Source organism: Enterobacter quasiroggenkampii (assembly GCF_043972695.1).
In the GTDB taxonomy this organism is placed as follows: domain Bacteria; phylum Pseudomonadota; class Gammaproteobacteria; order Enterobacterales; family Enterobacteriaceae; genus Enterobacter; species Enterobacter quasiroggenkampii.
Genome location: NZ_CP143745.1, coordinates 787,442 through 810,583 on the forward strand (window position 1 = coordinate 787,442; position 23,142 = coordinate 810,583).

General features: G+C 54.4%; 21 protein-coding genes and 5 tRNA genes. 21 read left to right on the forward strand and 5 right to left on the reverse strand.

The genetic code is table 11. The features are described 5' to 3' along the window. Nucleotides 1-48: 48 nt before the first annotated feature. On the reverse strand, nucleotides 49-1,065 hold the full coding sequence (locus V1572_RS03775) for a LacI family DNA-binding transcriptional regulator (RefSeq protein WP_045907861.1): 1,017 nt from the start codon (nucleotides 1,063-1,065) through the stop codon (nucleotides 49-51). A 179-nt stretch (nucleotides 1,066-1,244) separates the two neighbouring features. After that, a complete protein-coding gene (locus V1572_RS03780) occupies nucleotides 1,245-1,907 on the reverse strand; it encodes an OmpA family lipoprotein (RefSeq protein WP_024909080.1) in 663 nt (220 codons plus the stop codon). A 211-nt stretch (nucleotides 1,908-2,118) separates the two neighbouring features. Between V1572_RS03780 and V1572_RS03785 the strand changes: the two genes are divergently transcribed. Beyond that, on the forward strand, nucleotides 2,119-4,398 hold the full coding sequence (locus tag V1572_RS03785; RefSeq protein ID WP_395299979.1) for a molybdopterin guanine dinucleotide-containing S/N-oxide reductase: 2,280 nt from the start codon (nucleotides 2,119-2,121) through the stop codon (nucleotides 4,396-4,398). Here the strand turns inward: V1572_RS03785 and V1572_RS03790 are convergent. Together V1572_RS03790 and tag are read right to left on the reverse strand one after the other, a co-directional pair. Next, complete coding sequence (locus V1572_RS03790; RefSeq protein WP_045907860.1) at nucleotides 4,361-4,807, reverse strand: N-acetyltransferase; 447 nt, start codon at nucleotides 4,805-4,807, stop codon at nucleotides 4,361-4,363. The two genes, V1572_RS03785 and V1572_RS03790, sit on opposite strands and share 38 nt — an antisense overlap. Beyond that, on the reverse strand, nucleotides 4,785-5,366 hold the full coding sequence (gene tag, locus V1572_RS03795) for a DNA-3-methyladenine glycosylase I (RefSeq protein ID WP_252077866.1): 582 nt from the start codon (nucleotides 5,364-5,366) through the stop codon (nucleotides 4,785-4,787). The genes V1572_RS03790 and tag overlap by 23 nt, the downstream gene beginning before the upstream one ends. A gap of 153 nt (nucleotides 5,367-5,519) precedes the next feature. On the opposite strand from tag, the gene V1572_RS03800 reads away from it, so the two are divergent. The 9 genes from V1572_RS03800 (at nucleotide 5,520) to dppF (ending at nucleotide 16,116) form a co-directional block, all read left to right on the forward strand. Continuing rightward, nucleotides 5,520-6,218 carry an autotransporter domain-containing protein gene (locus V1572_RS03800; protein WP_395299717.1) on the forward strand — a complete coding sequence of 233 codons (699 nt, stop codon included), beginning with the start codon at nucleotides 5,520-5,522 and terminating at the stop codon, nucleotides 6,216-6,218. 238 nt (nucleotides 6,219-6,456) lie between these two features. Then, complete coding sequence (locus V1572_RS03805; RefSeq protein WP_008502767.1) at nucleotides 6,457-7,659, forward strand: MFS transporter; 1,203 nt, start codon at nucleotides 6,457-6,459, stop codon at nucleotides 7,657-7,659. A 256-nt stretch (nucleotides 7,660-7,915) separates the two neighbouring features. Further along, the gene (eptB, locus tag V1572_RS03810; RefSeq protein ID WP_048226604.1) at nucleotides 7,916-9,607 is read left to right on the forward strand and encodes a kdo(2)-lipid A phosphoethanolamine 7''-transferase; all 1,692 of its coding nucleotides are present in this window, start codon (nucleotides 7,916-7,918) and stop codon (nucleotides 9,605-9,607) included. 91 nt (nucleotides 9,608-9,698) lie between these two features. Then, nucleotides 9,699-9,775 (forward strand) — tRNA-Pro (locus V1572_RS03815). Nucleotides 9,776-10,395: 620 nt separating this feature from the next. Beyond that, the gene (dppA, locus tag V1572_RS03820) at nucleotides 10,396-12,003 is read left to right on the forward strand and encodes a dipeptide ABC transporter periplasmic-binding protein DppA (protein WP_045907856.1); all 1,608 of its coding nucleotides are present in this window, start codon (nucleotides 10,396-10,398) and stop codon (nucleotides 12,001-12,003) included. Between the two features lie 177 nt (nucleotides 12,004-12,180). Next, the gene (gene dppB / locus V1572_RS03825; protein WP_008502770.1) at nucleotides 12,181-13,200 is read left to right on the forward strand and encodes a dipeptide ABC transporter permease DppB; all 1,020 of its coding nucleotides are present in this window, start codon (nucleotides 12,181-12,183) and stop codon (nucleotides 13,198-13,200) included. Between the two features lie 9 nt (nucleotides 13,201-13,209). After that, on the forward strand, nucleotides 13,210-14,112 hold the full coding sequence (dppC, locus tag V1572_RS03830) for a dipeptide ABC transporter permease DppC (protein WP_048028029.1): 903 nt from the start codon (nucleotides 13,210-13,212) through the stop codon (nucleotides 14,110-14,112). A 10-nt stretch (nucleotides 14,113-14,122) separates the two neighbouring features. Beyond that, the gene (gene dppD / locus V1572_RS03835; protein ID WP_047746334.1) at nucleotides 14,123-15,106 is read left to right on the forward strand and encodes a dipeptide ABC transporter ATP-binding protein; all 984 of its coding nucleotides are present in this window, start codon (nucleotides 14,123-14,125) and stop codon (nucleotides 15,104-15,106) included. Then, nucleotides 15,103-16,116 (forward strand): dipeptide ABC transporter ATP-binding subunit DppF, encoded by a 1,014-nt coding sequence (gene dppF / locus V1572_RS03840; RefSeq protein ID WP_032644494.1) that lies wholly within the window; start codon nucleotides 15,103-15,105, stop codon nucleotides 16,114-16,116. The genes dppD and dppF overlap by 4 nt, the downstream gene beginning before the upstream one ends. A gap of 43 nt (nucleotides 16,117-16,159) precedes the next feature. Here dppF and coaA read toward each other — a convergent pair whose 3' ends face one another. Next, complete coding sequence (coaA, locus tag V1572_RS03845; RefSeq protein ID WP_021242480.1) at nucleotides 16,160-17,110, reverse strand: type I pantothenate kinase; 951 nt, start codon at nucleotides 17,108-17,110, stop codon at nucleotides 16,160-16,162. Nucleotides 17,111-17,427: 317 nt separating this feature from the next. Between coaA and V1572_RS03850 the strand changes: the two genes are divergently transcribed. The 11 genes from V1572_RS03850 (at nucleotide 17,428) to rplL (ending at nucleotide 22,846) form a co-directional block, all read left to right on the forward strand. Beyond that, a tRNA-Thr gene (locus V1572_RS03850) sits at nucleotides 17,428-17,503 on the forward strand. Between the two features lie 8 nt (nucleotides 17,504-17,511). Further along, nucleotides 17,512-17,596: transfer RNA gene (locus V1572_RS03855), tRNA-Tyr, on the forward strand. A 117-nt stretch (nucleotides 17,597-17,713) separates the two neighbouring features. Further along, nucleotides 17,714-17,788 (forward strand) — tRNA-Gly (locus V1572_RS03860). Between the two features lie 6 nt (nucleotides 17,789-17,794). Further along, nucleotides 17,795-17,870 (forward strand) — tRNA-Thr (locus tag V1572_RS03865). A 118-nt stretch (nucleotides 17,871-17,988) separates the two neighbouring features. Then, nucleotides 17,989-19,173: an elongation factor Tu gene (tuf, locus tag V1572_RS03870; RefSeq protein ID WP_014830236.1), complete on the forward strand. Its 1,185-nt coding sequence runs from the start codon at nucleotides 17,989-17,991 to the stop codon at nucleotides 19,171-19,173. A 229-nt stretch (nucleotides 19,174-19,402) separates the two neighbouring features. Further along, entirely contained in the window at nucleotides 19,403-19,786 is a 384-nt protein-coding gene (secE, locus tag V1572_RS03875) for a preprotein translocase subunit SecE (RefSeq protein ID WP_003862342.1), read from the forward strand. A 1-nt stretch (nucleotide 19,787) separates the two neighbouring features. Beyond that, nucleotides 19,788-20,333: a transcription termination/antitermination protein NusG gene (gene nusG / locus V1572_RS03880; protein ID WP_003862341.1), complete on the forward strand. Its 546-nt coding sequence runs from the start codon at nucleotides 19,788-19,790 to the stop codon at nucleotides 20,331-20,333. A 155-nt stretch (nucleotides 20,334-20,488) separates the two neighbouring features. Beyond that, nucleotides 20,489-20,917: a 50S ribosomal protein L11 gene (gene rplK, locus V1572_RS03885; RefSeq protein WP_008503452.1), complete on the forward strand. Its 429-nt coding sequence runs from the start codon at nucleotides 20,489-20,491 to the stop codon at nucleotides 20,915-20,917. Between the two features lie 3 nt (nucleotides 20,918-20,920). Continuing rightward, nucleotides 20,921-21,625: a 50S ribosomal protein L1 gene (rplA, locus tag V1572_RS03890; protein WP_006810530.1), complete on the forward strand. Its 705-nt coding sequence runs from the start codon at nucleotides 20,921-20,923 to the stop codon at nucleotides 21,623-21,625. Nucleotides 21,626-21,916: 291 nt separating this feature from the next. Continuing rightward, nucleotides 21,917-22,414, forward strand: a complete 498-nt coding sequence (gene rplJ / locus V1572_RS03895; RefSeq protein ID WP_003862338.1) for a 50S ribosomal protein L10 — start codon at nucleotides 21,917-21,919, stop codon at nucleotides 22,412-22,414. 66 nt (nucleotides 22,415-22,480) lie between these two features. Then, entirely contained in the window at nucleotides 22,481-22,846 is a 366-nt protein-coding gene (gene rplL, locus V1572_RS03900) for a 50S ribosomal protein L7/L12 (RefSeq protein WP_002445276.1), read from the forward strand. Nucleotides 22,847-23,142: the final 296 nt, after the last annotated feature.

The window sequence follows — 23,142 nt, forward strand, 5'->3', positions numbered from 1 at the left end:
AAGAAAAGGTCAGGATGTTGAATTTATGATCGCTATCACAAGGGAAATTTAACGCGCGGTAGAGCCACGAACGATCAGTTCACCGGAGAAGACCTGCTCGCGAACGGCATCGCTGGTGCCTTCAATGCGACGAACCACTTGTTCAACAGCAGCATAGCCAATCTGCCAGGTGGGTTGTTTGAGGGTGGTAATGCCTACGCCAGCCAGTTCCGCCCACTCCAGTTCATCGAATCCCAGCAGACCAATGTCGCTGCCCCAGTGCAGGCCAATACGCTTGAGCGAGCGGGCAACCTGCAGGGTCAACGCCCCGTTGGCGGAGATAACGGCTTTTCGCATCCCGCGATGGCGCATGTGGAACTGACGCAGGGTGTTGTCGAGCTGCGCGGCTTCGTGCAGCGGCGTTTCGGCATTTTCGGCGATCACGCCGGGATAACGCTCCAGCGTGGCGCGAAATGCGCTCAGGCGTTCACGACGGGTGTTGACCATCCCCAGCGGTTCACTCAGAAACAGAATGGCCTCGAAGCCCTGTTCAATCAGATGTTCGGTGGCGGTCGTCGCGGCCTGGGTGTTGTCCAGCCCTACCACGTCGCAGGCAAATTCCGGGATTTTACGGTCGATGAGGACCATGGGCAGGGAGGATTGCTGCAGGCGATTTAATCCTTCTTCACGCATGCCTACCGCGTTGACCACAATCCCTTCCACCTGATAGCTGCGCAGCAGGTCGAGATAATGCAGCTCCTGGTCGACTTCGTTGTTGGTATTACAGACCAGCGGCGTAAAGCCTTTCTCGCGACAGGCGGCTTCGATACCGCTGAGCACGTTCACGGAGTAGGGGTTGGTGATATCGGCGATGATCAGCCCGATAAGGCGGGTGCGGCCGCGTTTGAGCCCGCGCGCCATGAGGCTGGGACGGTAGTCGAGATCGGCAATGGCCTGTTCAATACGCGCCAGCAACGCATCGGACAGCAGGTGTTTCTCGCCGTTAAGATAGCGCGAAATGCTGGTTTTACCGGTTTTGGCGGCTTTCGCCACGTCGCTGATGGTGGCCCGGGCTGGTTTGCTCATCACTGATTTCCCTGAATTTAGTGAGAATACCTTAGCGGGAAAATCGGACGAATCAAGTAATTTGCCCGGTGGCGCTGCGCTTACCGGAGGTTGCGGTCTGATGCCCTCACCCCAACCCTCTCCCACGGGAGAGGGCGCAAACACTAAAAACGGCAACGGGGTTGCCGTTTTGCTTTTACCTACTGAATTGGGCTTAACGTAATCTCTACGCGGCGGTTCTGCGCTTTGCCTTCCGCCGTGCTGTTGCTGGCGATAGGGTTGGCAGGGCCCATGCCGCTGGTGCGGATGCGGTTTGCTTCAACGCCCTGGGTGATGAGCGAGCTGGCCACGGCATCGGCGCGCTGCTGGGACAGACGCATGTTCAGATCCTGGCTGCCGGTGCTGTCGGTATAGCCCATCACGTTCACCGCGGTCTTATTGTACTCTTTCAGCACCATCGCCACGCCGGTCAGGGTATTCGCGCCAGCCGGTTTCAGCGTTGCGCTGCTGCTGTCGAAGGTCACGTTGTTCGGCATGTTCAGGATGATGTTATCGCCGCTGCGCGTCACGCTCACGCCGGTTCCCTTCATTTTGTCGCGCAGTTTTGCTTCCTGCACGTCCATGTAATAACCGACGCCGCCGCCCAGCGCTGCGCCCGCCGCTGCGCCAATCAGCGCGCCTTTGCCGCGGTCTTTCTTGGAGGAGGAGAGCGCCCCAACGCCTGCGCCGACCAGCGAGCCGATACCCGCGCCAATGCCGGATTTACCCGCTTCGCGTTCACCGGTGTAAGGGTTGGTTGTGCAGCCAGAAACAGCCAGGGCACCGCTCACCAGAGCGGCAATAACGAGTACGCGTTTTTTCATCTTCTTTCCTTAATCCTTTTTATTCTTTGCCACGGCGAGCGTGGCAGTTGATTATGACGTCCAGATACGGAGAAAATTCCGGGTATAACTCTGAAATTTGTGACAAACCATAAACGGCCTCAACAAGAAGGCCGTAAACCTGCACGCAACCAGGAGCGCACGCTTGAGCACCTCAACGAAAACCATTCTGACCGCCGCCCACTGGGGGCCGATGCTGGTCGAAACCGATGGCGAAAATGTTCTGTCGTCTCGCGGAGCATTGCCAACACAACATCCCAACTCTTTACAGACCGTCGTTCGCGATCAGGTGCATAGCAAAACGCGCGTGCGCTGGCCGATGGTGCGTAAAGGTTTTCTGGCCTCGCCGGACAAGCCGCAGGGTATTCGTGGGCAGGATGAGTTTGTTCGCGTGAGCTGGGATGACGCGCTGGCGCTGATCCACACCCAGCACAAGCGCATTCGCGACAGTTACGGTCCGTCGTCGATTTTCGCCGGGTCCTACGGCTGGCGCTCTAATGGGGTGCTGCATAAGGCGTCGACGCTGCTGCAGCGCTATATGAGCCTGGCGGGAGGCTATACCGGTCATCTGGGGGATTACTCCACCGGTGCGGCGCAGGCGATCATGCCGTACGTCGTGGGCGGGAACGAAGTGTATCAGCAGCAGACCAGCTGGCCGCTGGTGCTGGCGCATACCGATGTGGTGGTGCTGTGGAGCGCTAACCCTCTTAACACGTTGAAAATTGCCTGGAATGCCAGCGACGAGCAGGGCATTGGCTATTTCGACGCGCTGCGCAAAAGCGGCAAGCGCATCATCTGCATTGACCCGATGCGCTCTGAAACCCTGGATTTCTTCGGCGACAGCGCCGAGTGGATTGCCCCGCATATGGGCACCGACGTGGCAATGATGCTGGGTATCGCCCATACGCTGGTGGAAAACGGCTGGCACGATGTCGAATTCCTGACGCGCTGTACCACCGGCTTCGATAAGTTCGCCGACTACCTGACGGGCCAGTCCGATGGCGTGGCGAAAACGGCAGAGTGGGCAGCAGAGATTTGCGGTGTTCCTGCGGATAAACTCCGCGAACTGGCGGCGTTATTCCATAAAAATGCCACGATGTTAATGTCTGGCTGGGGGATGCAGCGCCAGCAGTTTGGCGAGCAGAAACACTGGATGCTGGTGACCCTTGCCGCGATGCTTGGGCAGATCGGTACGCCGGGCGGCGGTTTTGGTCTCTCCTATCATTTTGCCAATGGCGGCAACCCCACGCGTAAAGCGGCGGTGCTGGCGTCTTTGCAGGGCTCGGTGCAGGGCGGCGTGGATGCGGTGGATAAAATCCCGGTGGCGCGTATTGTTGAAGCCCTGGAAAATCCGGGCGGTTTTTATCAGCACAATGGTCTGGACCGCCACTTCCCGGATATTAAATTTGTCTGGTGGGCGGGCGGGTCAAACTTCACGCACCATCAGGATACCAATCGCCTGATCCGCGCCTGGCAGAAGCCGGAGCTGGTGGTGATTTCAGAGTGCTTCTGGACCGCTTCGGCGAAACACGCCGATATTGTCCTCCCGGCGACCACCTCGTTTGAGCGTAACGATCTCACCATGACCGGCGACTACAGCAATCAACATATGGTCCCGATGAAGCGCGTTGTCGCCCCGCGTGATGAAGCGCGTGACGATTTTGACGTGTTTGCTGAACTGAGCGAACTGTGGGAAGCGGGCGGTCGCGCGCGTTTTACTGAAGGGAAAAGCGATCTGCAATGGCTGGAAACGTTCTACCAGATTGCCGGGCGGCGCGGCGCGGCGCAGGGCGTGACGCTTCCGCCCTTTGCTGAGTTCTGGGAGGCGAACCAGATTATTGAAATGCCGGAGAGCGAACAGAACGCGCAGTTTGTTCGTTTCGCTGATTTTCGACGCGATCCGGAGAACCATCCGCTGAAAACCGAGAGCGGAAAGATTGTGATCTACAGCGAGCGCATCGCCAGCTTTGGCTATGCTGACTGCCCGCCGCATCCTATGTGGCTCGAGCCGGATGAATGGCACGGCAACGCCCGGCCGGATCAGCTGCAGGTGTTGTCTGCCCATCCCGCGCACCGTCTGCACAGCCAGCTTAACTATACCTCCCTGCGCGAGCAGTATGCGGTCGCCGGGCGAGAGCCGATCACGCTGAATACCCTCGACGCGAAAGCGCGCGGGATTGCGGACGGCGACGTGGTGCGCGTCTGGAACTCACGCGGGCAGGTGCTGGCAGGGGCGGTGGTGAGCGACGGGATTAAACCGGGCGTGATCTGCATTCATCAGGGTGCATGGCCTGACCTTGAGCTCGCCGAAGGCGGTATCTGTAAAAACGGGGCGGTTAACGTGCTGACCAAAGATCTCCCCAGCTCGAAGCTGGGGAATGGCTGCGCAGGAAACACGGCGCTGGCCTGGGTCGAGAAATATACGGGTCCCGAGCTTACCTTAACGGCGTTTGATCCGCCTGCCAGCTCATGATCCACGTCGGGTGCTGGGTGTCATCCTGCCAGGCGCTGTCTTCAATGCGAAAGCCCTGCGCATGGTAGAAGTTCACCGCCCGGACATTTTTCTGATACACCTCCAGGGTTAAGTGCGGGAAGCGCTGTTGAACATGGTTCAGCAGCGCGCGCCCGATCCCTTTCCCGATGCATGACGGCGCTACAAACAGGGCGCCGACAAACTGAGACTGCATCACGCTGATAAATCCGCAAGGTTCGCCGTCCTGCTCCCAGACCCAGGTTTCAGCGGAGGGCAGGTAAACATCCCGCACCATGGCCTCATTCTCTTTCCAGTAATTCGGCGCGATAAATGGATGCGCTTCTGTGGTGCTTTCAAGCCACAGGCTCAGAAGCGGCGCGGTATTTTCACTTTGCCATTTGCGGATCATGATGGCCTCCCGGATGACAGAAGCAGCCGGTAACGTGGTCGTTGACCAGGCCACAGGCCTGCATAAAGGCGTAGCAGATAGTGGAGCCGACAAACTTAAAGCCGCGTTTTTTCAGGGCCTTCGAGAGCGCATCCGAGGCTGGGGTGGAGGCCGGGATGTCCGCGAGCGTGGCGGCCTGCGTGACTTGCGGATGGTTATTTACAAACGCCCAGACAAAATCTGAAAATGATTCGCCGTTTTGTTCCATCGCCAGATAAGCCCGTGCGTTACCGATGATGGCCTGGATCTTACCGCGATGGCGGATGATGCCGGCATCCTGCACCAGTCGCTCGACGTCCTCATCGGTCATCGCGGCGACGGCGACGGGATCGAACTGATGGAAGGCGTTGCGGTAATTTTCGCGTTTCTTCAGTACCGTAATCCATGACAACCCCGCCTGCTGGCCCTCAAGGCAGATCATCTCAAAGAGCTTTTTGCCATCCGTTTCCGGCACGCCCCATTCCCGATCGTGATAGTCGATATAAAGCTGATCCTGGCTTACCCAACCGCAACGTTCCATCCGTCATCTCCCTTATTGATACTGATTTTGCAAAAAATTCGTTCTGACCGGCTTGACGTGTTTACTATAAAGACAATAGTTAATACAGGGCTATAAGCTCTTCCTGAATAACGACAAATATCGCCGAATTCGGCTCTCTCTGGGGTCGCGTTGATGATGATAAAAAAAATCAGTGGTCGCCATGCTGTGTCTGGCCTGGTGGGAATTTCAGCCTGCCTGTTTTTTTGTAATACAGCGTCTGCCTGGCAACAGGAATATATCGTTTCAGACGCCCAAAATAATACGGCGGAACGCTATACATGGGACGCGGATCACCAACCGCGCTATGAGGATATTCTCGCTGAGCGTATTCAGTCTTCGCAAAACGCCCCGGGTCTTGCCCTGAATATACCGTCTGGCAGTACGGCAGAGGGGGCGATAAGCGTGGGCTGGAATTTTCCCGTTTCAGCGCGCATCAGCACTGGCCCGGTGGTGGCGTGGCGTTATGACGGCACGGCTCCCATGATGATCAACGAGTTTGGTGATAGCGCGTCGACACAGTCAGTTACGGATCCGCTCTGGCATGCGAGCATCAGCACGCTGGGGTGGCGCGTGAATACCCAGTACGGCGACCTCCGACCCTGGGCGCAGATCAGCTATAACCAGCAGTTTGGTGAAAATCAGTGGAAATCGCAGTTTGGTATGCCACAAACGCCCGCCCCTGCTCAAAACGGTAGCTGGATGGATGTCACCGTAGGAACGGATATTCCCTTTAATACCCACATGGCGGCCTATGCATCGCTGGCTCAGGGGGAGCATACCACTACCGGTGAGGAGTTTTTATACACCCTCGGCGTCAGCGCGAATTTCTAGAGTTGTTACTTTTTTAAACGTTACGATAACATCTCGAATACAACAACCACAGGGTTTACAGCGATAGCAGGTACTAACACGCTATCGCTTTATTCCCGTGCCAGGTCATTCATTCCCGATTCCAGGCATTTCATTCCGTTCCGCCTGCATTTCATGCCGTTTTACGCCAGGCATATTAAGGTTTTGTTTATCGTTGTCCTCAGCGAACTTCCTTAATTTCTCTTGCAGGACAACTGCCATGAACACATCAACCTATAACCGCACGCGCTGGCTCACGCTCTTTGGTACCATCGTCACTCAGTTTGCGCTGGGGTCGGTCTATACCTGGAGCCTGTTTAACAGCGCGCTTTCCGACAAACTCGGCGCCCCGGTCAGTCAGGTCGCGTTCTCCTTTGGTTTGCTGAGCCTGGGTCTGGCGATTTCATCTTCCGTCGCGGGCAAGCTGCAGGAGCGTTTTGGCGTGAAGCGCGTGACCATGGCGTCCGGCATCCTGCTGGGGCTGGGCTTTTTCCTGACCGCGCATTCCAGCAACCTGATGATGTTGTGGCTAAGCGCTGGCGTGCTGGTGGGGCTGGCGGACGGTGCGGGGTATCTGCTGACGCTGTCAAACTGCGTGAAGTGGTTCCCGGAACGTAAAGGCTTAATCTCGGCGTTTGCCATTGGTTCTTACGGTTTGGGCAGCCTCGGGTTCAAATTTATCGACGCCCATCTGCTGGCGTCCGTCGGTCTCGAAAAAACCTTCATGATCTGGGGCGCTATCGTGCTGGTGATGATTCTGTTCGGCGCCACGCTGATGAAAGATGCGCCGCAGCAGGAAGTGAAATCTGTAAACGGCGTGGTGGAGAACGACTTCACCCTCGCGCAGTCCATGCGTAAGCCACAGTACTGGATGCTGGCGGTGATGTTCCTGACGGCCTGCATGAGCGGTCTGTATGTCATCGGCGTGGCGAAAGATATCGCGCAGGGGATGGTGAAACTGGATGCAGCCACGGCGGCCAACGCGGTGACCGTGATCTCCATTGCTAACCTCTCGGGTCGTCTGGTCCTCGGTATCCTGTCTGACAAAATTGCCCGCATCCGCGTGATTACGATTGGCCAGGTGGTCTCGCTGGTCGGTATGGCGGCGCTGCTGTTCGCTCCGCTGAATGAAGCCACCTTCTTCGCGGCGATTGCCTGCGTGGCCTTTAACTTCGGCGGCACCATTACCGTCTTCCCGTCACTGGTGAGCGAGTTCTTTGGCCTGAACAATCTGGCGAAAAACTATGGGGTTATCTATCTGGGCTTCGGGATTGGCAGTATCTGCGGCTCGCTGATTGCCTCCCTGTTCGGCGGGTTCTACGTGACCTTCTGCGTGATCTTTGCCTTGCTGATTATCTCGCTGGCACTGTCCACGACGATTCGTCAGCCGCAGCGTGAAGTCTTCAAAGAGGTGCATGCCTGAGACGTTAAATAAGGCCGGTTATCCGGCCTGTTTCTTATGTGAAAACCGAGGCTTTGCTGGCGTTGTCAAATTCCTGAAGTGTTTTTTGTAAATAACTGTACCGATCACACACTCTGCTGCCACTTTTCCCTTCCTCTGTGGTCTACTTACCACGCCTGTCGTCGTTTCACTGAACGATCCCCTGTGCGTATATGTAATCTGCCCACGTAATAATCAGCGTGGGCGGTGGTACTGTCCCTTGTTCCGGGTAGCTTGCATGAAATACATTAAATCGATGGCGCAACAAAAGCTCTGCTTTTTGCTGGCGTTGTACATCGGCCTGTTTATGAATGGCGCAGTTTTTTTTCGTCGGTTTGACGGTTATGCGCATGATTTTACCGTCTGGAAAGGAATTGCAGCGGTTGTCGAATTGGTCGCTGCGGTACTGGTCACCTTCTTTTTATTCCGTATTCTTACCCTGTTTGGCCGTCGCGTGTGGCGAGTGCTGGCAACGTTTATCGTGCTGTGCTCGGCGGGTGCCAGCTATTACATGACCTTTATGAACGTGGTGATTGGCTACGGCATTATTGCCTCGGTGATGACCACGGATATCGACCTCTCTAAAGAGGTTGTTGGGCTCCACTTTATTCTCTGGCTGGTGGCCGTCAGCGCCTTGCCGCTGCTGCTCATCTGGAGCAACCGCTGCCGCTACACGCTGGTTCACCAGATCCGCACGCCCGGAAAGCGATTCAGAAGCGTCGCCGTGGTGCTGCTGGCGGGCCTGATGGTCTGGGGGCCGATTCGCCTGCTGGAAGTGAAGCAGAAGAATGATGAGCGTACCTCCGGCGTGGATCTGCCAAGCTATGGCGGTGTGGTCGCCAACTCGTATTTGCCGTCTAATTGGATCTCCGCGCTGGGGCTGTATGCGTGGGCGCAGGTGGATGAGTCCTCGGATAATAAGTCGCTGATAAACCCGGCGAAGAAATTTACCTATGTTGCGCCAAAGGATATCGACGATACCTATGTCGTCTTTATTATCGGAGAGACCACTCGCTGGGATCATATGGGTATTCTCGGCTATAACCGAGATACCACGCCGAAACTGGCGCAGGAAAAGAACCTGATTGCCTATCGTGGCTATTCCTGTGATACCGCCACCAAGCTCTCCCTGCGCTGCATGTTTGTGCGCGAGGGCGGGGCGAGCGACAACCCGCAGCGTACGCTGAAAGAGCAAAACGTCTTCTCGGTGCTGCATCAGCTTGGATTTACGTCTGACCTCTATGCGATGCAGAGCGAGATGTGGTTCTACAGCAACACCATGGCGCAAAACATTTCCTACCGCGAGCAGATTGGCGCAGAGGCGCGCAACCGTGGAAAACCTGTCGATGACATGCTGCTGATTGATGAGATGAAACTCTCCCTCAACGGTAAGCCTGATGGCAAGCACATGATCATCCTGCATACCAAAGGGTCGCACTTTAATTACACCCAACGCTATCCGCGTAGCTTTGCCAAATGGACGCCGGAATGTGTCGGGGTGGATAAAGACTGCACCAAAGCGCAGCTGATTAACTCCTACGATAACTCCGTAATGTATGTGGATCACTTTATTGATACGGTGATTGACCAGGTTCGTGATAAGAAAGCGATTGTCTTCTATGCGGCGGACCACGGTGAATCCATCAATGAATACGAGCATCTGCACGGTACGCCACGCAAGATGGCGCCGCCGGAGCAGTTCCGCGTGCCAATGATGGTGTGGATGTCCGACAAGTATCTGGAAGACCCGCAGAAAGCGAAGATGTTTGCTCAGCTGAAGAAAGAGGCGGAGATGAAGGTACCGCGTCGTCACGTTGAGCTGTATGACACCATCATGGGTTGTCTCGGCTATACCTCACCGGATGGTGGAATTAACGAAAACAACAACTGGTGTAAACTCCCCGATAACAGCGCAAAAGCCGCGCAGTAGCTGCTCTGGCGAGAATATCGCCAGTTGAATGGCTTTTTGAAAATAAGGGATTGACGGGGGCGCACCTCAGCAGTAAGATGCGCTCCGCATTCGGCGAGTAGCGCAGCTTGGTAGCGCAACTGGTTTGGGACCAGTGGGTCGGAGGTTCGAATCCTCTCTCGCCGACCACATTCTGAAAAGGGCTAACCGCAAGGTTAGCCCTTTTTGCATTATGACCTTACCCCACCAGAGTATCCAAAACGCCTGTTAGACCGGCTTCTCCCTGTCTGTTAACGATTTTGTGACATAATCCATTGTATTTTTTTATATATAGATTGATCTTTTTTCGCGTTGCTTATGGATAACCTCAGCATTTTTCGCTGTGCGTTTTAACGTTCGCGGTATTTAGTGCTCAGATAATCACCATTCTGCAAGAAAATTTACCCATTCTGAATAAAAGTTAATCACTGATTGTGGCGAAATAGGGAGAGAGTTGTGCTGCAACATGGCGAGTAGCATAAATTTCCCTGCTGAAAACTGGCGCTCATGGTTTTTTTAATCTTTGTTTGCGGTTTCTCACACTCAGCGTAAATCCCCGTCACCTGTATTGACGTTTTCACATTCTGTTGACAGATTGTAGGGCATGAGGGGCATTTCAGGGACGATCTGCGCTGCAACTCAAACGCTCTTCTGAAAGGATTCTCCATCCCTTTAACGCCTTCGGGCACCTCCGACCGGACCGGGTAAAAAATAAATAAAGGTCTGGCGGCGTAACACAACAAAGCAAAACATCACATTGGAGCAGAATAATGAGTATTTCCTTGAAGAAGTCAGGGATGCTGAAGCTTGGTCTGAGCCTGGTGGCTATGACCGTGGCAGCAAGCGTACAGGCAAAAACCCTGGTTTACTGTTCTGAAGGCTCGCCGGAAGGCTTTAACCCACAGCTCTTTACCTCTGGTACGACGTACGACGCAAGCTCTGTACCGATCTATAACCGTCTGGTTGAATTCAAAACCGGTACCACGGAAGTGATTCCGGGTCTGGCTGAGAAGTGGGACGTCAGCGAAGACGGTAAAACCTATACCTTCCACCTGCGCCAGGGCGTGAAGTGGCAGGACAGCAAAGATTTCAAACCAACGCGCGACTTTAATGCCGACGACGTTGTGTTCTCCTTCGACCGTCAGAAAAACGCCCAGAACCCGTACCACAAAGTCTCTGGCGGCAGCTATGAATACTTCGAAGGGATGGGCCTGCCGGATCTGATCTCTGAAGTGAAAAAAGTGGACGATAATACCGTTCAGTTCGTGCTGACGCGTCCTGAAGCGCCGTTCCTGGCTGACCTGGCCATGGACTTCGCCTCTATTCTGTCCAAAGAGTACGCAGATAACATGCTGAAAGCCGGTACGCCGGAGAAAGTCGACCTGAACCCAATCGGTACCGGTCCATTCCAGCTGCTGCAGTACCAGAAAGACTCCCGTATTCTGTATAAAGCATTCGAAGGCTACTGGGGCACCAAGCCGAAGATTGACCGTCTGGTCTTCTCCATCACGCCAGATGCGTCCGTACGTTATGCAAAACTGCAGAAAAACGAATGCCAGGTGATGCCATACCCGAACCCGGCAGACATCGCCCGCATGAAGCAGGACAAGAACATCAACCTGCTGGAGCAGGCTGGCCTGAACGTGGGCTATCTCTCCTTCAACACCGAGAAGAAACCGTTTGATGACGTGAAAGTGCGTCAGGCGCTGACCTACGCGGTGAACAAAGAAGCGATTATCAAGGCGGTTTACCAGGGCGCTGGCGTTGCAGCCAAAAACCTGATCCCACCAACCATGTGGGGCTATAACGACGACGTTAAAGACTACTCCTACGATCCTGAGAAAGCGAAAGCGCTGCTGAAAGAAGCGGGTCAGGATAAAGGCTTCACCGTCGAGCTGTGGGCGATGCCGGTACAGCGTCCGTACAACCCGAACGCACGCCGTATGGCAGAAATGGTTCAGGCTGACTGGGCTAAGATTGGCGTTCAGGCCAAGATTGTGACCTACGAGTGGGGCGAGTACCTGAAGCGCGCCAAAGCGGGTGAGCACCAGGCAGTCATGATGGGCTGGACCGGTGATAACGGGGATCCGGACAACTTCTTCGCCACCCTGTTCAGCTGCGCGGCGGCAAAAGACGGTTCTAACTACTCTCGCTGGTGCTACAAGCCGTTTGAAGACCTGATCCAGCCGGCGCGTGCGACCGACGATCACAACAAACGTATTGAACTGTACAAGCAGGCACAGGTTGTTATGCACGATCAGGCTCCGGCGCTGATTGTTGCTCACTCCACCGTGTACGAGCCAGTGCGTAAAGAAGTGAAAGGCTACGTGGTTGATCCACTGGGCAAACACCACTTCGAAAACGTATCGGTTGAATAATTAAAAGCAACGCCAGGCGGCGCTGCGCTTGCACTGGCCTACGGTCTGTAGGTCGGGTAAGCGTAGCGCCACCCGGCAGCAGTGCTTAATTCTCTCTCTGAAAGGAGAGGGGATAAGATTTGTGAGCAATACAGACGTCACGCCACTGGTCGTGCGTCATCAGAGAGAATCCGGGTTATGTTGCAGTTCATCCTCCGACGTCTGGGACTTGTTATCCCCACGTTTATCGGTATCACCCTTCTCACTTTTGCCTTCGTCCATATGATCCCCGGCGACCCGGTAATGATTATGGCGGGCGAGCGTGGTATTTCCCCTGAGCGCCATGCACAGCTGCTGGCTGAACTCGGTCTCGATAAGCCGATGTGGCAGCAGTATCTCCACTATATCTGGGGCGTGCTGCACGGTGATTTAGGGATTTCGTTGAAAAGCCGTCTTCCGGTGTGGGACGAGTTCGTGCCGCGTTTTAAAGCGACACTGGAGCTTGGCGTCTGCGCCATGATTTTCGCCACCGCGGTGGGTATCCCTGTTGGGGTACTGGCTGCCGTCAAGCGTGGCTCTATTTTTGACCATACCGCCGTGGGCCTCGCGCTGACCGGCTACTCCATGCCTATCTTCTGGTGGGGTATGATGCTGATCATGCTGGTCTCGGTGCAGCTTAACCTGACACCAGTTTCCGGGCGCGTCAGCGATATGGTCTTCCTGGACGACTCCAACCCGCTCACCGGCTTTATGCTGATTGATACGGCTATCTGGGGTGAAGAGGGCAACTTCATGGATGCCGTCGCGCATATGATCCTGCCTGCCATGGTGCTGGGCACCATTCCTCTGGCGGTGATCGTCCGTATGACTCGTTCATCGATGCTGGAAGTGCTGGGTGAGGATTACATCCGCACCGCCCGCGCCAAGGGCCTGACGCGTATGCGCGTCATCATCGTCCATGCGCTGCGTAACGCCATGCTGCCGGTAGTGACCGTTATCGGTCTCCAGGTGGGGACGTTGCTGGCGGGGGCGATCCTGACCGAAACCATCTTCTCCTGGCCGGGCCTGGGCCGCTGGCTGATTGACGCGCTGCAGCGCCGTGACTATCCGGTTGTGCAGGGCGGTGTATTGCTGGTCGCGACGATGATTATCCTCGTCAACCTGCTGGTCGATTTGCTGTACGGCGTGGTGAACCCGCGTATTCGTCATAAGAAGTAAGGGGCCATCATGTCACAGGTTTCTGAAAACAAAGTTGTTGCTGCACCGGTTCCGATGACGCCGATGCAGGAGTTCTGGCACTACTTCAAGCGCAACAAAGGCGCGGTGGTGGGGCTGGTGTATGTCGCTATCATGATCCTGATTGCGGTATTTGCGAACGTGCTTGCGCCGTACAACCCGGCGGACCAGTTCCGCGATGCGTTGCTCTCCCCTCCTGCCTGGCAGGACGGCGGTAGCCTGGCGCACCTGCTGGGGACCGATGATGTGGGCCGCGATGTGCTGTCGCGTCTGATGTACGGTGCGCGCCTGTCGCTGCTGGTCGGCTGTCTGGTGGTGGTGTTATCCCTGATTATGGGGATCGTACTGGGTCTGGTTGCCGGTTACTTCGGCGGCATTGTTGATAACATCATCATGCGTATCGTCGACATCATGCTGGCGCTGCCAAGCCTGCTGCTGGCGCTGGTGCTGGTGGCGATCTTCGGTCCGTCGATCGGCAACGCCGCCCTGGCGCTGACGTTCGTGGCGCTTCCTCACTACGTGCGTTTAACCCGCGCGGCGGTGCTGGTGGAAGTGAACCGCGACTACGTCACGGCGTCTCGCGTAGCGGGGGCCGGTGCGATGCGCCAGATGTTTGTCAATATCTTCCCGAACTGCCTTGCGCCGCTGATTGTTCAGGCGTCGCTCGGTTTCTCTAACGCCATTCTTGATATGGCCGCTCTTGGCTTCCTGGGCATGGGTGCGCAGCCGCCAACACCGGAGTGGGGCACCATGCTCTCCGACGTGTTGCAGTTCGCACAAAGCGCCTGGTGGGTTGTCACCTTCCCGGGTCTGGCAATCCTGCTGACGGTGCTGGCATTTAACCTGATGGGTGATGGCCTGCGTGATGCGCTTGATCCCAAACTGAAGCAGTAAGAGGCACGAGATGGCGTTATTAAATGTAGATAAATTATCGGTGCACTTCGGCGATGAAGGCACCCCGTTTCGCGCCGTGGACCGCATCAGCTACAGCGTAAATCAGGGCGAAGTGGTGGGTATCGTTGGAGAGTCCGGTTCCGGTAAGTCCGTCAGCTCGCTGGCGATCATGGGGCTGATTGATTACCCGGGCCGCGTGATGGCGGAAAACCTGCAGTTCAACGGTCAGGACCTGAAGCGCATTTCTGAAAAACAGCGCCGCCAGCTGGTGGGCGCGGAAGTGGCGATGATTTTCCAGGATCCGATGACCAGCCTGAACCCATGCTACACCGTCGGTTTCCAGATTATGGAAGCGATTAAGGTGCACCAGGGCGGGAATAAGAAAACCCGTCGTCAGCGGGCGATCGATCTCCTGAACCAGGTGGGTATTCCTGACCCGGCTTCGCGTCTGGACGTTTACCCGCACCAGCTTTCCGGCGGGATGAGCCAGCGCGTGATGATCGCCATGGCAATTGCCTGTCGGCCAAAGCTGCTGATTGCGGATGAACCGACGACGGCGCTGGATGTGACCATTCAGGCACAAATCATCGAGCTGCTGCTGGAGCTGCAGCAGAAAGAGAACATGGCGCTGGTGCTGATTACGCACGATCTGGCGCTGGTGGCCGAAGCCGCGCACAAAATCATCGTGATGTATGCCGGCCAGGTGGTCGAGACCGGAAATTCACACGATATCTTCCGCGCGCCGCGTCACCCGTATACCCAGGCGCTTTTACGCGCGCTGCCGGAGTTTGCTCAGGATAAAGCGCGTCTGGCATCGCTGCCGGGTGTGGTGCCGGGTAAATATGACCGTCCGCAGGGCTGTCTGCTCAATCCGCGCTGTCCGTATGCGACGGACAAATGCCGGACGGAAGAGCCAGAGCTGAACCAGCTGGCTGACGGTCGTCAGTCGAAATGCCACTACCCACTCGATGATGCCGGGAGGCCAACACTATGAGTACGCAACAGGCCACCACGCAACAGCCGCTGTTGCAGGCCATCGACCTGAAAAAATATTACCCAGTGAAGAAGGGACTGTTTGCCCCTGAACGCCTGGTGAAAGCGTTGGACGGCGTCTCCTTTAACCTCGAACGCGGTAAAACGCTGGCGGTGGTGGGAGAGTCAGGCTGCGGGAAATCGACGCTGGGCCGTCTGCTGACGATGATTGAAGTGCCGACCGGCGGTGAACTTTATTATCAGGGCCAGGATCTGCTCAAGCACGATCCGCAGGCGCAGAAGCTGCGTCGCCAGAAAATCCAGATTGTGTTCCAGAACCCGTATGGTTCTTTGAACCCGCGTAAAAAAGTGGGGCAGATTCTGGAAGAACCGCTGCTGATTAACAGCAATCTGAGCAAAGAGCAGCGCCGTGAAAAAGCGCTGGCGATGATGGCGAAGGTCGGCCTCAAAACCGAGCATTACGACCGCTATCCGCATATGTTCTCCGGCGGCCAGCGTCAGCGTATCGCCATCGCACGCGGTCTGATGCTTGACCCGGACGTAGTGATTGCCGACGAGCCGGTGTCGGCGCTCGATGTCTCCGTGCGTGCGCAGGTGCTGAACCTGATGATGGATCTGCAGCAGGAGCTGGGACTCTCTTACGTGTTCATCTCCCACGACCTGTCGGTGGTAGAGCATATTGCCGATGAAGTGATGGTGATGTATCTGGGGCGCTGCGTGGAGAAGGGGACCAAAGACCAGATCTTTAATAACCCTCGCCACCCGTACACCCAGGCGCTGCTGTCCGCGACGCCGCGTCTGAACCCGGACGATCGTCGTGAGCGTATTAAGCTGACGGGAGAGCTGCCAAGCCCGCTGAATCCGCCGCCGGGATGTGCATTCAATGCCCGCTGCAGCCGCCGCTTTGGCCCCTGCACCCAGCTACAGCCGCAACTGAAGGATTATGGCGGCCAGCTGGTGGCCTGCTTTGCGGTCGATCAGGATGAAAATGGCGAGAAGCCGCATGCATAACGAAAAAAACCGGCGCTAAGCCGGTTTTTTTATGCCTGCTTTATTATTTCCGCAGGCGAATCTGGTCGACGGCGTGCTTCTCGCTCTTGGTGAGGATCAGGCTCGCACGCTCGCGCGTCGGCAGGATGTTCTCTTTGAGGTTCACGTAGTTGATCTCATTCCACAGTCCCGTGGCCACATTGATCGCTTCTTCTTCAGACAGCTGAGCATAGTGGTGGAAATAGGAGTCCGGATCGGTGAAGGCCCCTTCGCGGAACTTCAGGAAGCGGTTGATGTACCAGTTCTGCAGCAGGTCTTCCGGCGCATCGACATAAATAGAGAAATCGACGAAATCCGAGACAAAGACGTGATGCGGGTCGTGAGGATAGTCCATGCCGCTTTGCAGCACGTTCAGACCTTCCAGAATGAGAATATCCGGCTGGACCACCGTTTTATCCCCACCCGGGATGCGATCGTAGATCAGGTGCGAATAGACCGGCGCTGTTACGTGAGGCACGCCGGATTTCAGGTCGGAGACAAATTTCACCAGACGGTGCATATCATAAGAGAGCGGGAAGCCTTTCTTCTTCATCAGCCCGCGTTCTTTTAAGACTTCGTTTGGATGCAGGAAGCCGTCGGTCGTGATCAGCTCCACGCTGCGGTGTTCCGGCCAGCGGCTCAACAGCGCCTGCAGAACGCGTGCGGTGGTACTTTTACCCACGGCCACGCTGCCTGCGATACTGATGATATAAGGAATTCGTTGACCGTTCGTCCCGAGAAACTGCTCCAGCACCGCCTGACGACGCAGGTTCGAGCTGATATAGAAGTTAAGCAAGCGAGAGAGGGGGAGATAAATTTCTGCCACCTCTTCAAGGGACAGATCTTCGTTTATCCCTTTTAACCGTGCGATTTCACCTTCCGTCAGCGTCATAGGGACGGAATCACGCAGGGCAGCCCACTGGCTGCGGTTAAAGTGAAGATAAGGCGTCATTAACGTTTGCTCTTTTTTGCTCATAAGCATGCTTCAATGAGCCAGCGCTACACTGCCGGATCGTGGCTCATCACACAGTTAATTTTGGACAATGGGCAGGAGGTTAACACCAGATGGCAGGAATAATAAGAAAAAAGATGGATAGCGCTGCGTTACGCGGAAGCCGTCACGCTATGGTGTATATAGTGTAAATCACGCGTGCATGTTGATTATTTGACCCGCAATGACTACTTTTACAGCGCTTAGCGCTTCGTTCGCATAAAATGTGAGCGAAAGAACGTTTTATGCAAATTTTTAGTTGCATGACCGCGCAGGTATCCATAGAATGCGCGCTACTTGATGCCGACTTAGCTCAGTAGGTAGAGCAACTGACTTGTAATCAGTAGGTCACCAGTTCGATTCCGGTAGTCGGCACCATCAAGTCCGGTGGGGTTCCCGAGCGGCCAAAGGGAGCAGACTGTAAATCTGCCGTCACAGACTTCGAAGGTTCGAATCCTTCCCCCACCACCACTTTCTGGCAGCGTAAATGCCGCCGGAGCTGGTTGGAAAAATTAGCCAGCTCAAACTGAAAAAGAGAGAAATCTCTTTTTTTGTTACAGAAAGAACTGGGTAGCCGAGTTTCAGGATGCGGGCATCGTATAATGGCTATTACCTCAGCCTTCCAAGCTGATGATGCGGGTTCGATTCCCGCTGCCCGCTCCAATACGTGCTGATATGGCTCAGTTGGTAGAGCGCACCCTTGGTAAGGGTGAGGTCCCCAGTTCGACTCTGGGTATCAGCACCACTTCACTTCTCCTTCCCGTTTCTCTCTGTTTCAATTTTACTGTATTCAACAATTCAGGCATTTCGCCTGGTTGATGTGGTGATATCACCGATTTATCCGTGTCTTAGAGGGACAATCGATGTCTAAAGAAAAGTTTGAACGTACAAAACCGCACGTTAACGTCGGTACTATCGGCCACGTTGACCATGGTAAAACAACGCTGACCGCTGCAATCACTACCGTTCTGGCAAAAACCTACGGTGGTTCTGCTCGTGCATTCGACCAGATCGATAACGCACCAGAAGAAAAAGCTCGTGGTATCACCATCAACACCTCTCACGTTGAGTACGACACCCCGACTCGCCACTACGCACACGTAGACTGCCCAGGCCACGCCGACTATGTTAAAAACATGATCACCGGTGCTGCGCAGATGGACGGCGCGATCCTGGTTGTTGCTGCGACTGACGGCCCAATGCCTCAGACTCGTGAGCACATCCTGCTGGGTCGTCAGGTAGGCGTTCCTTACATCATCGTGTTCCTGAACAAGTGCGACATGGTTGATGACGAAGAGCTGCTGGAACTGGTAGAGATGGAAGTTCGTGAACTGCTGTCTCAGTACGATTTCCCAGGCGATGATACCCCAATCGTTCGTGGTTCTGCTCTGAAAGCGCTGGAAGGCGACGCAGAGTGGGAAGCGAAAATCATCGAACTGGCTGGCTTCCTGGATTCTTACATCCCAGAACCAGAGCGTGCGATTGACAAGCCATTCCTGCTGCCAATCGAAGACGTATTCTCCATCTCCGGTCGTGGTACCGTTGTTACCGGTCGTGTAGAGCGCGGTATCATCAAAGTTGGTGAAGAAGTTGAAATCGTTGGTATCAAAGAGACTGCGAAGTCTACCTGTACTGGCGTTGAAATGTTCCGCAAACTGCTGGACGAAGGCCGTGCTGGTGAGAACGTTGGTGTTCTGCTGCGTGGTATCAAACGTGAAGAAATCGAACGTGGTCAGGTTCTGGCTAAGCCAGGCTCAATCAAGCCGCACACCAAGTTCGAATCTGAAGTGTACATCCTGTCCAAAGACGAAGGCGGCCGTCATACTCCGTTCTTCAAAGGCTACCGTCCACAGTTCTACTTCCGTACTACTGACGTGACCGGTACCATCGAACTGCCAGAAGGCGTTGAGATGGTAATGCCAGGCGACAACATCAAGATGGTTGTGACGCTGATCCACCCAATCGCGATGGACGACGGTCTGCGTTTCGCAATCCGTGAAGGTGGCCGTACCGTTGGCGCGGGCGTGGTTGCTAAAGTTCTCGGCTAATTGCTGATAACATTTGACGCAATGCGCAATAAAAGGGCATCATTTGATGCCCTTTTTGCACGCTTTCACGTCAGAACCTGGCTCATCAGTGATTATTTTTGTCATAATCATTGCTGAGACAGGCTCTGCAGAGAGCGTATAATTCGAAAAGCGAATTAGCATTTCGATTTGGTTTGCCTCGCAATCGCGGGGTGAAAATGTTTGTAGAATACTTCTGACAGGTTGGTTTATGAGTGCGAATACCGAAGCTCAAGGGAGCGGGCGCGGCCTGGAAGCGATGAAATGGGTAGTAGTAGCCGTTCTGCTGATCGTAGCGATTGTCGGCAACTACCTTTATCGTGACATGATGCTGCCGCTACGCGCGCTTGCAGTGGTAATTCTGATTGCTGCAGCGGGTGGTGTCGCGCTGTTGACGACGAAAGGCAAAGCGACTGTCGCTTTTGCTCGCGAAGCGCGTACCGAAGTCCGTAAGGTAATTTGGCCGACTCGCCAGGAAACATTGCACACCACGCTGATCGTAGCGGCGGTTACCGCTGTAATGTCACTGATCCTGTGGGGACTGGATGGTATTCTGGTTCGCCTGGTATCCTTTATCACTGGCCTGAGGTTCTGAGATGTCTGAAGCCCCTAAAAAGCGCTGGTACGTCGTTCAGGCGTTTTCCGGTTTTGAAGGCCGCGTAGCAACGTCGCTGCGTGAGCATATCAAATTACACAACATGGAAGAGTTATTTGGCGAAGTTATGGTTCCGACCGAAGAAGTGGTCGAGATCCGTGGCGGCCAGCGTCGCAAAAGCGAACGCAAATTCTTCCCGGGTTACGTGCTGGTTCAGATGGTGATGAACGACGCGAGCTGGCACCTGGTGCGCAGCGTACCGCGCGTGATGGGCTTTATCGGCGGCACGTCTGACCGTCCGGCGCCAATCAGCGACAAAGAAGTGGATGCGATTATGAACCGCCTGCAGCAGGTTGGTGATAAGCCGCGTCCGAAAACGCTGTTTGAACCGGGTGAAATGGTGCGTGTTAATGACGGTCCGTTTGCTGACTTTAACGGCGTCGTTGAAGAAGTGGACTACGAGAAGTCCCGCCTGAAAGTTTCTGTATCTATCTTCGGTCGTGCGACCCCGGTAGAACTGGACTTTGCTCAGGTCGAAAAAGCCTAAGCAGCGATCAAAAAAGCGACGATTTAATCGTTGCACAGGGCGCGAGATTGGAATACAATTTCGCGCCTTTTGTTTTTATGGGCCCGGCCCGTAAAACGAATTTTATTCACGGGGAGCCTCACTGAGGCGCTATTACCCAATCAGAGGATTTTAGAATGGCTAAGAAAGTACAAGCCTACGTCAAGCTGCAGGTTGCAGCTGGTATGGCGAACCCAAGTCCACCAGTTGGTCCAGCTCTGGGTCAGCAGGGTGTGAACATCATGGAATTCTGTAAAGCGTTCAACGCAAAAACTGAATCCCTGGAAAAAGGTCTGCCAATCCCAGTCGTAATCACTGTTTACGCTGACCGTTCTTTCACTTTCGTTACCAAAACCCCTCCAGCAGCAGTTCTGCTGAAGAAAGCGGCTGGTATCAAGTCTGGTTCCGGTAAACCGAACAAAGACAAAGTGGGTAAAATTTCCCGCGCTCAGCTGCAGGAAATCGCGCAGACCAAAGCTGCCGACATGACTGGTGCCGACATTGAAGCGATGACTCGCTCAATCGAAGGTACTGCACGTTCCATGGGCCTGGTAGTGGAGGACTAAGAAATGGCTAAACTGACCAAGCGCATGTCCGTGATCCGTGACAAAGTTGATGCGACCAAACAGTACGACATCAACGAAGCTATCGCTCTGCTGAAAGAACTGGCAACTGCTAAGTTCGTTGAAAGCGTTGACGTTGCCGTTAACCTGGGCATCGACGCGCGTAAATCTGATCAGAACGTTCGTGGCGCAACTGTACTGCCACACGGTACTGGCCGTTCCGTACGTGTAGCTGTATTTGCTCAGGGTGCAAACGCTGAAGCTGCTAAAGCTGCCGGCGCTGAACTGGTAGGTATGGAAGATCTGGCTGATCAGATCAAGAAAGGCGAAATGAACTTTGACGTTGTTATTGCTTCTCCAGATGCAATGCGCGTTGTTGGCCAGCTGGGCCAGGTTCTGGGTCCACGCGGCCTGATGCCAAACCCGAAAGTGGGTACTGTAACGCCTAACGTTGCTGAAGCGGTTAAGAACGCTAAAGCAGGTCAGGTTCGTTATCGTAACGACAAAAACGGCATCATCCACACCACCATCGGTAAAGTGGACTTTGACGCTGACAAACTGAAAGAAAACCTGGAAGCTCTGCTGGTTGCGCTGAAAAAAGCAAAACCAACTCAGGCGAAAGGCGTGTACATCAAGAAAGTTAGCATCTCCACCACCATGGGTGCAGGTGTTGCAGTTGACCAGGCTGGCCTGAGCGCTGCTGCAAACTAATGCCTTTACGTGGGCGGTGATTTTGTCTACAATCTTACCCCCACGTTTGCTAACAAAAGTTAGCGGCTAAAAGATTTGTTCGTTGGAGCCTGGCCTAATCCAGGCCTCCGTCGAAGACCGCAGGTGTTTCGCAAGAGACTTAATCCCCTGCGTAGACGGTGACAGAACGCTAAGATTATTTTTGGATACTCTGGCTTGTTTCTGCTCACCGTATTAAGACGCTCTTTCCGTTGGGAAGAGTGAAGTGAGTTCCGGAACATGAGTTCCGGCAAACATCCAGGAGCAAAGCTAATGGCTTTAAATCTTCAAGACAAACAAGCGATTGTTGCTGAAGTCAGCGAAGTAGCCAAAGGCGCGCTGTCTGCAGTAGTTGCGGATTCCCGTGGCGTTACTGTAGACAAAATGACTGAACTGCGTAAAGCAGGTCGTGAAGCTGGCGTATACATGCGTGTTGTTCGTAACACCCTGCTGCGCCGCGTAGTTGAAGGTACTCAGTTCGAGTGCCTGAAAGACACGTTTGTTGGTCCGACCCTGATTGCATACTCTATGGAACACCCGGGCGCTGCTGCTCGTCTGTTCAAAGAGTTCGCGAAAGCGAATGCAAAATTTGAGGTCAAAGCTGCAGCCTTTGAAGGTGAGTTGATCCCGGCATCGCAAATCGATCGCCTGGCAACCCTGCCGACCTACGAAGAAGCAATTGCACGCCTGATGGCAACCATGAAAGAAGCTGCGGCTGGCAAACTGGTTCGCACTCTGGCTGCTGTACGCGATGCGAAAGAAGCTGCTTAATCGCAGTTATCTTTATAAAGCATTTGCTTACGTATAAACTTATTCTGATTTTCAGGAACAATTTAAATGTCTATCACTAAAGATCAAATCATTGAAGCAGTAGCAGCTATGTCCGTAATGGACGTTGTAGAGCTGGTTTCTGCAATGGAAGAAAAATTCGGTGTTTCTGCTGCTGCTGCTGTAGCTGTAGCTGCGGGCCCGGCTGAAGCTGCTGAAGAAAAAACTGAATTCGACGTAATTCTGAAAGCTGCTGGCGCGAACAAAGTTGCTGTTATCAAAGCAGTACGTGGCGCAACTGGCCTGGGTCTGAAAGAAGCTAAAGACCTGGTAGAATCTGCTCCAGCTGCGCTGAAAGAAGGCGTGAGCAAAGACGACGCAGAAGCACTGAAAAAATCTCTGGAAGAAGCTGGCGCTGAAGTTGAAGTTAAATAAGCCAACTTTTCTGGTTGCAGCCTAAGTCATTAGGCTGATGGCTGGTGACTTTTTAGTCACCAGCCTTTTTGCGCTGTAAGGCATCAGTAGCATTTCACACTGTTTGACTGCTGATTGTCCTGACAATGCATGTTTCTATCGACGACTTAATATATTGCGACAGGGTGCTCGCTCTGTGTAAATCGCGACGAAATGATTTAAGCGTGATAGCAACAGGTATTGCGGAAAGTATTCAATTTTCCGGTCCACAAAATGGTGTTGCACAAACTGTCCCTTCGTCGGACAGATGGGTCGAC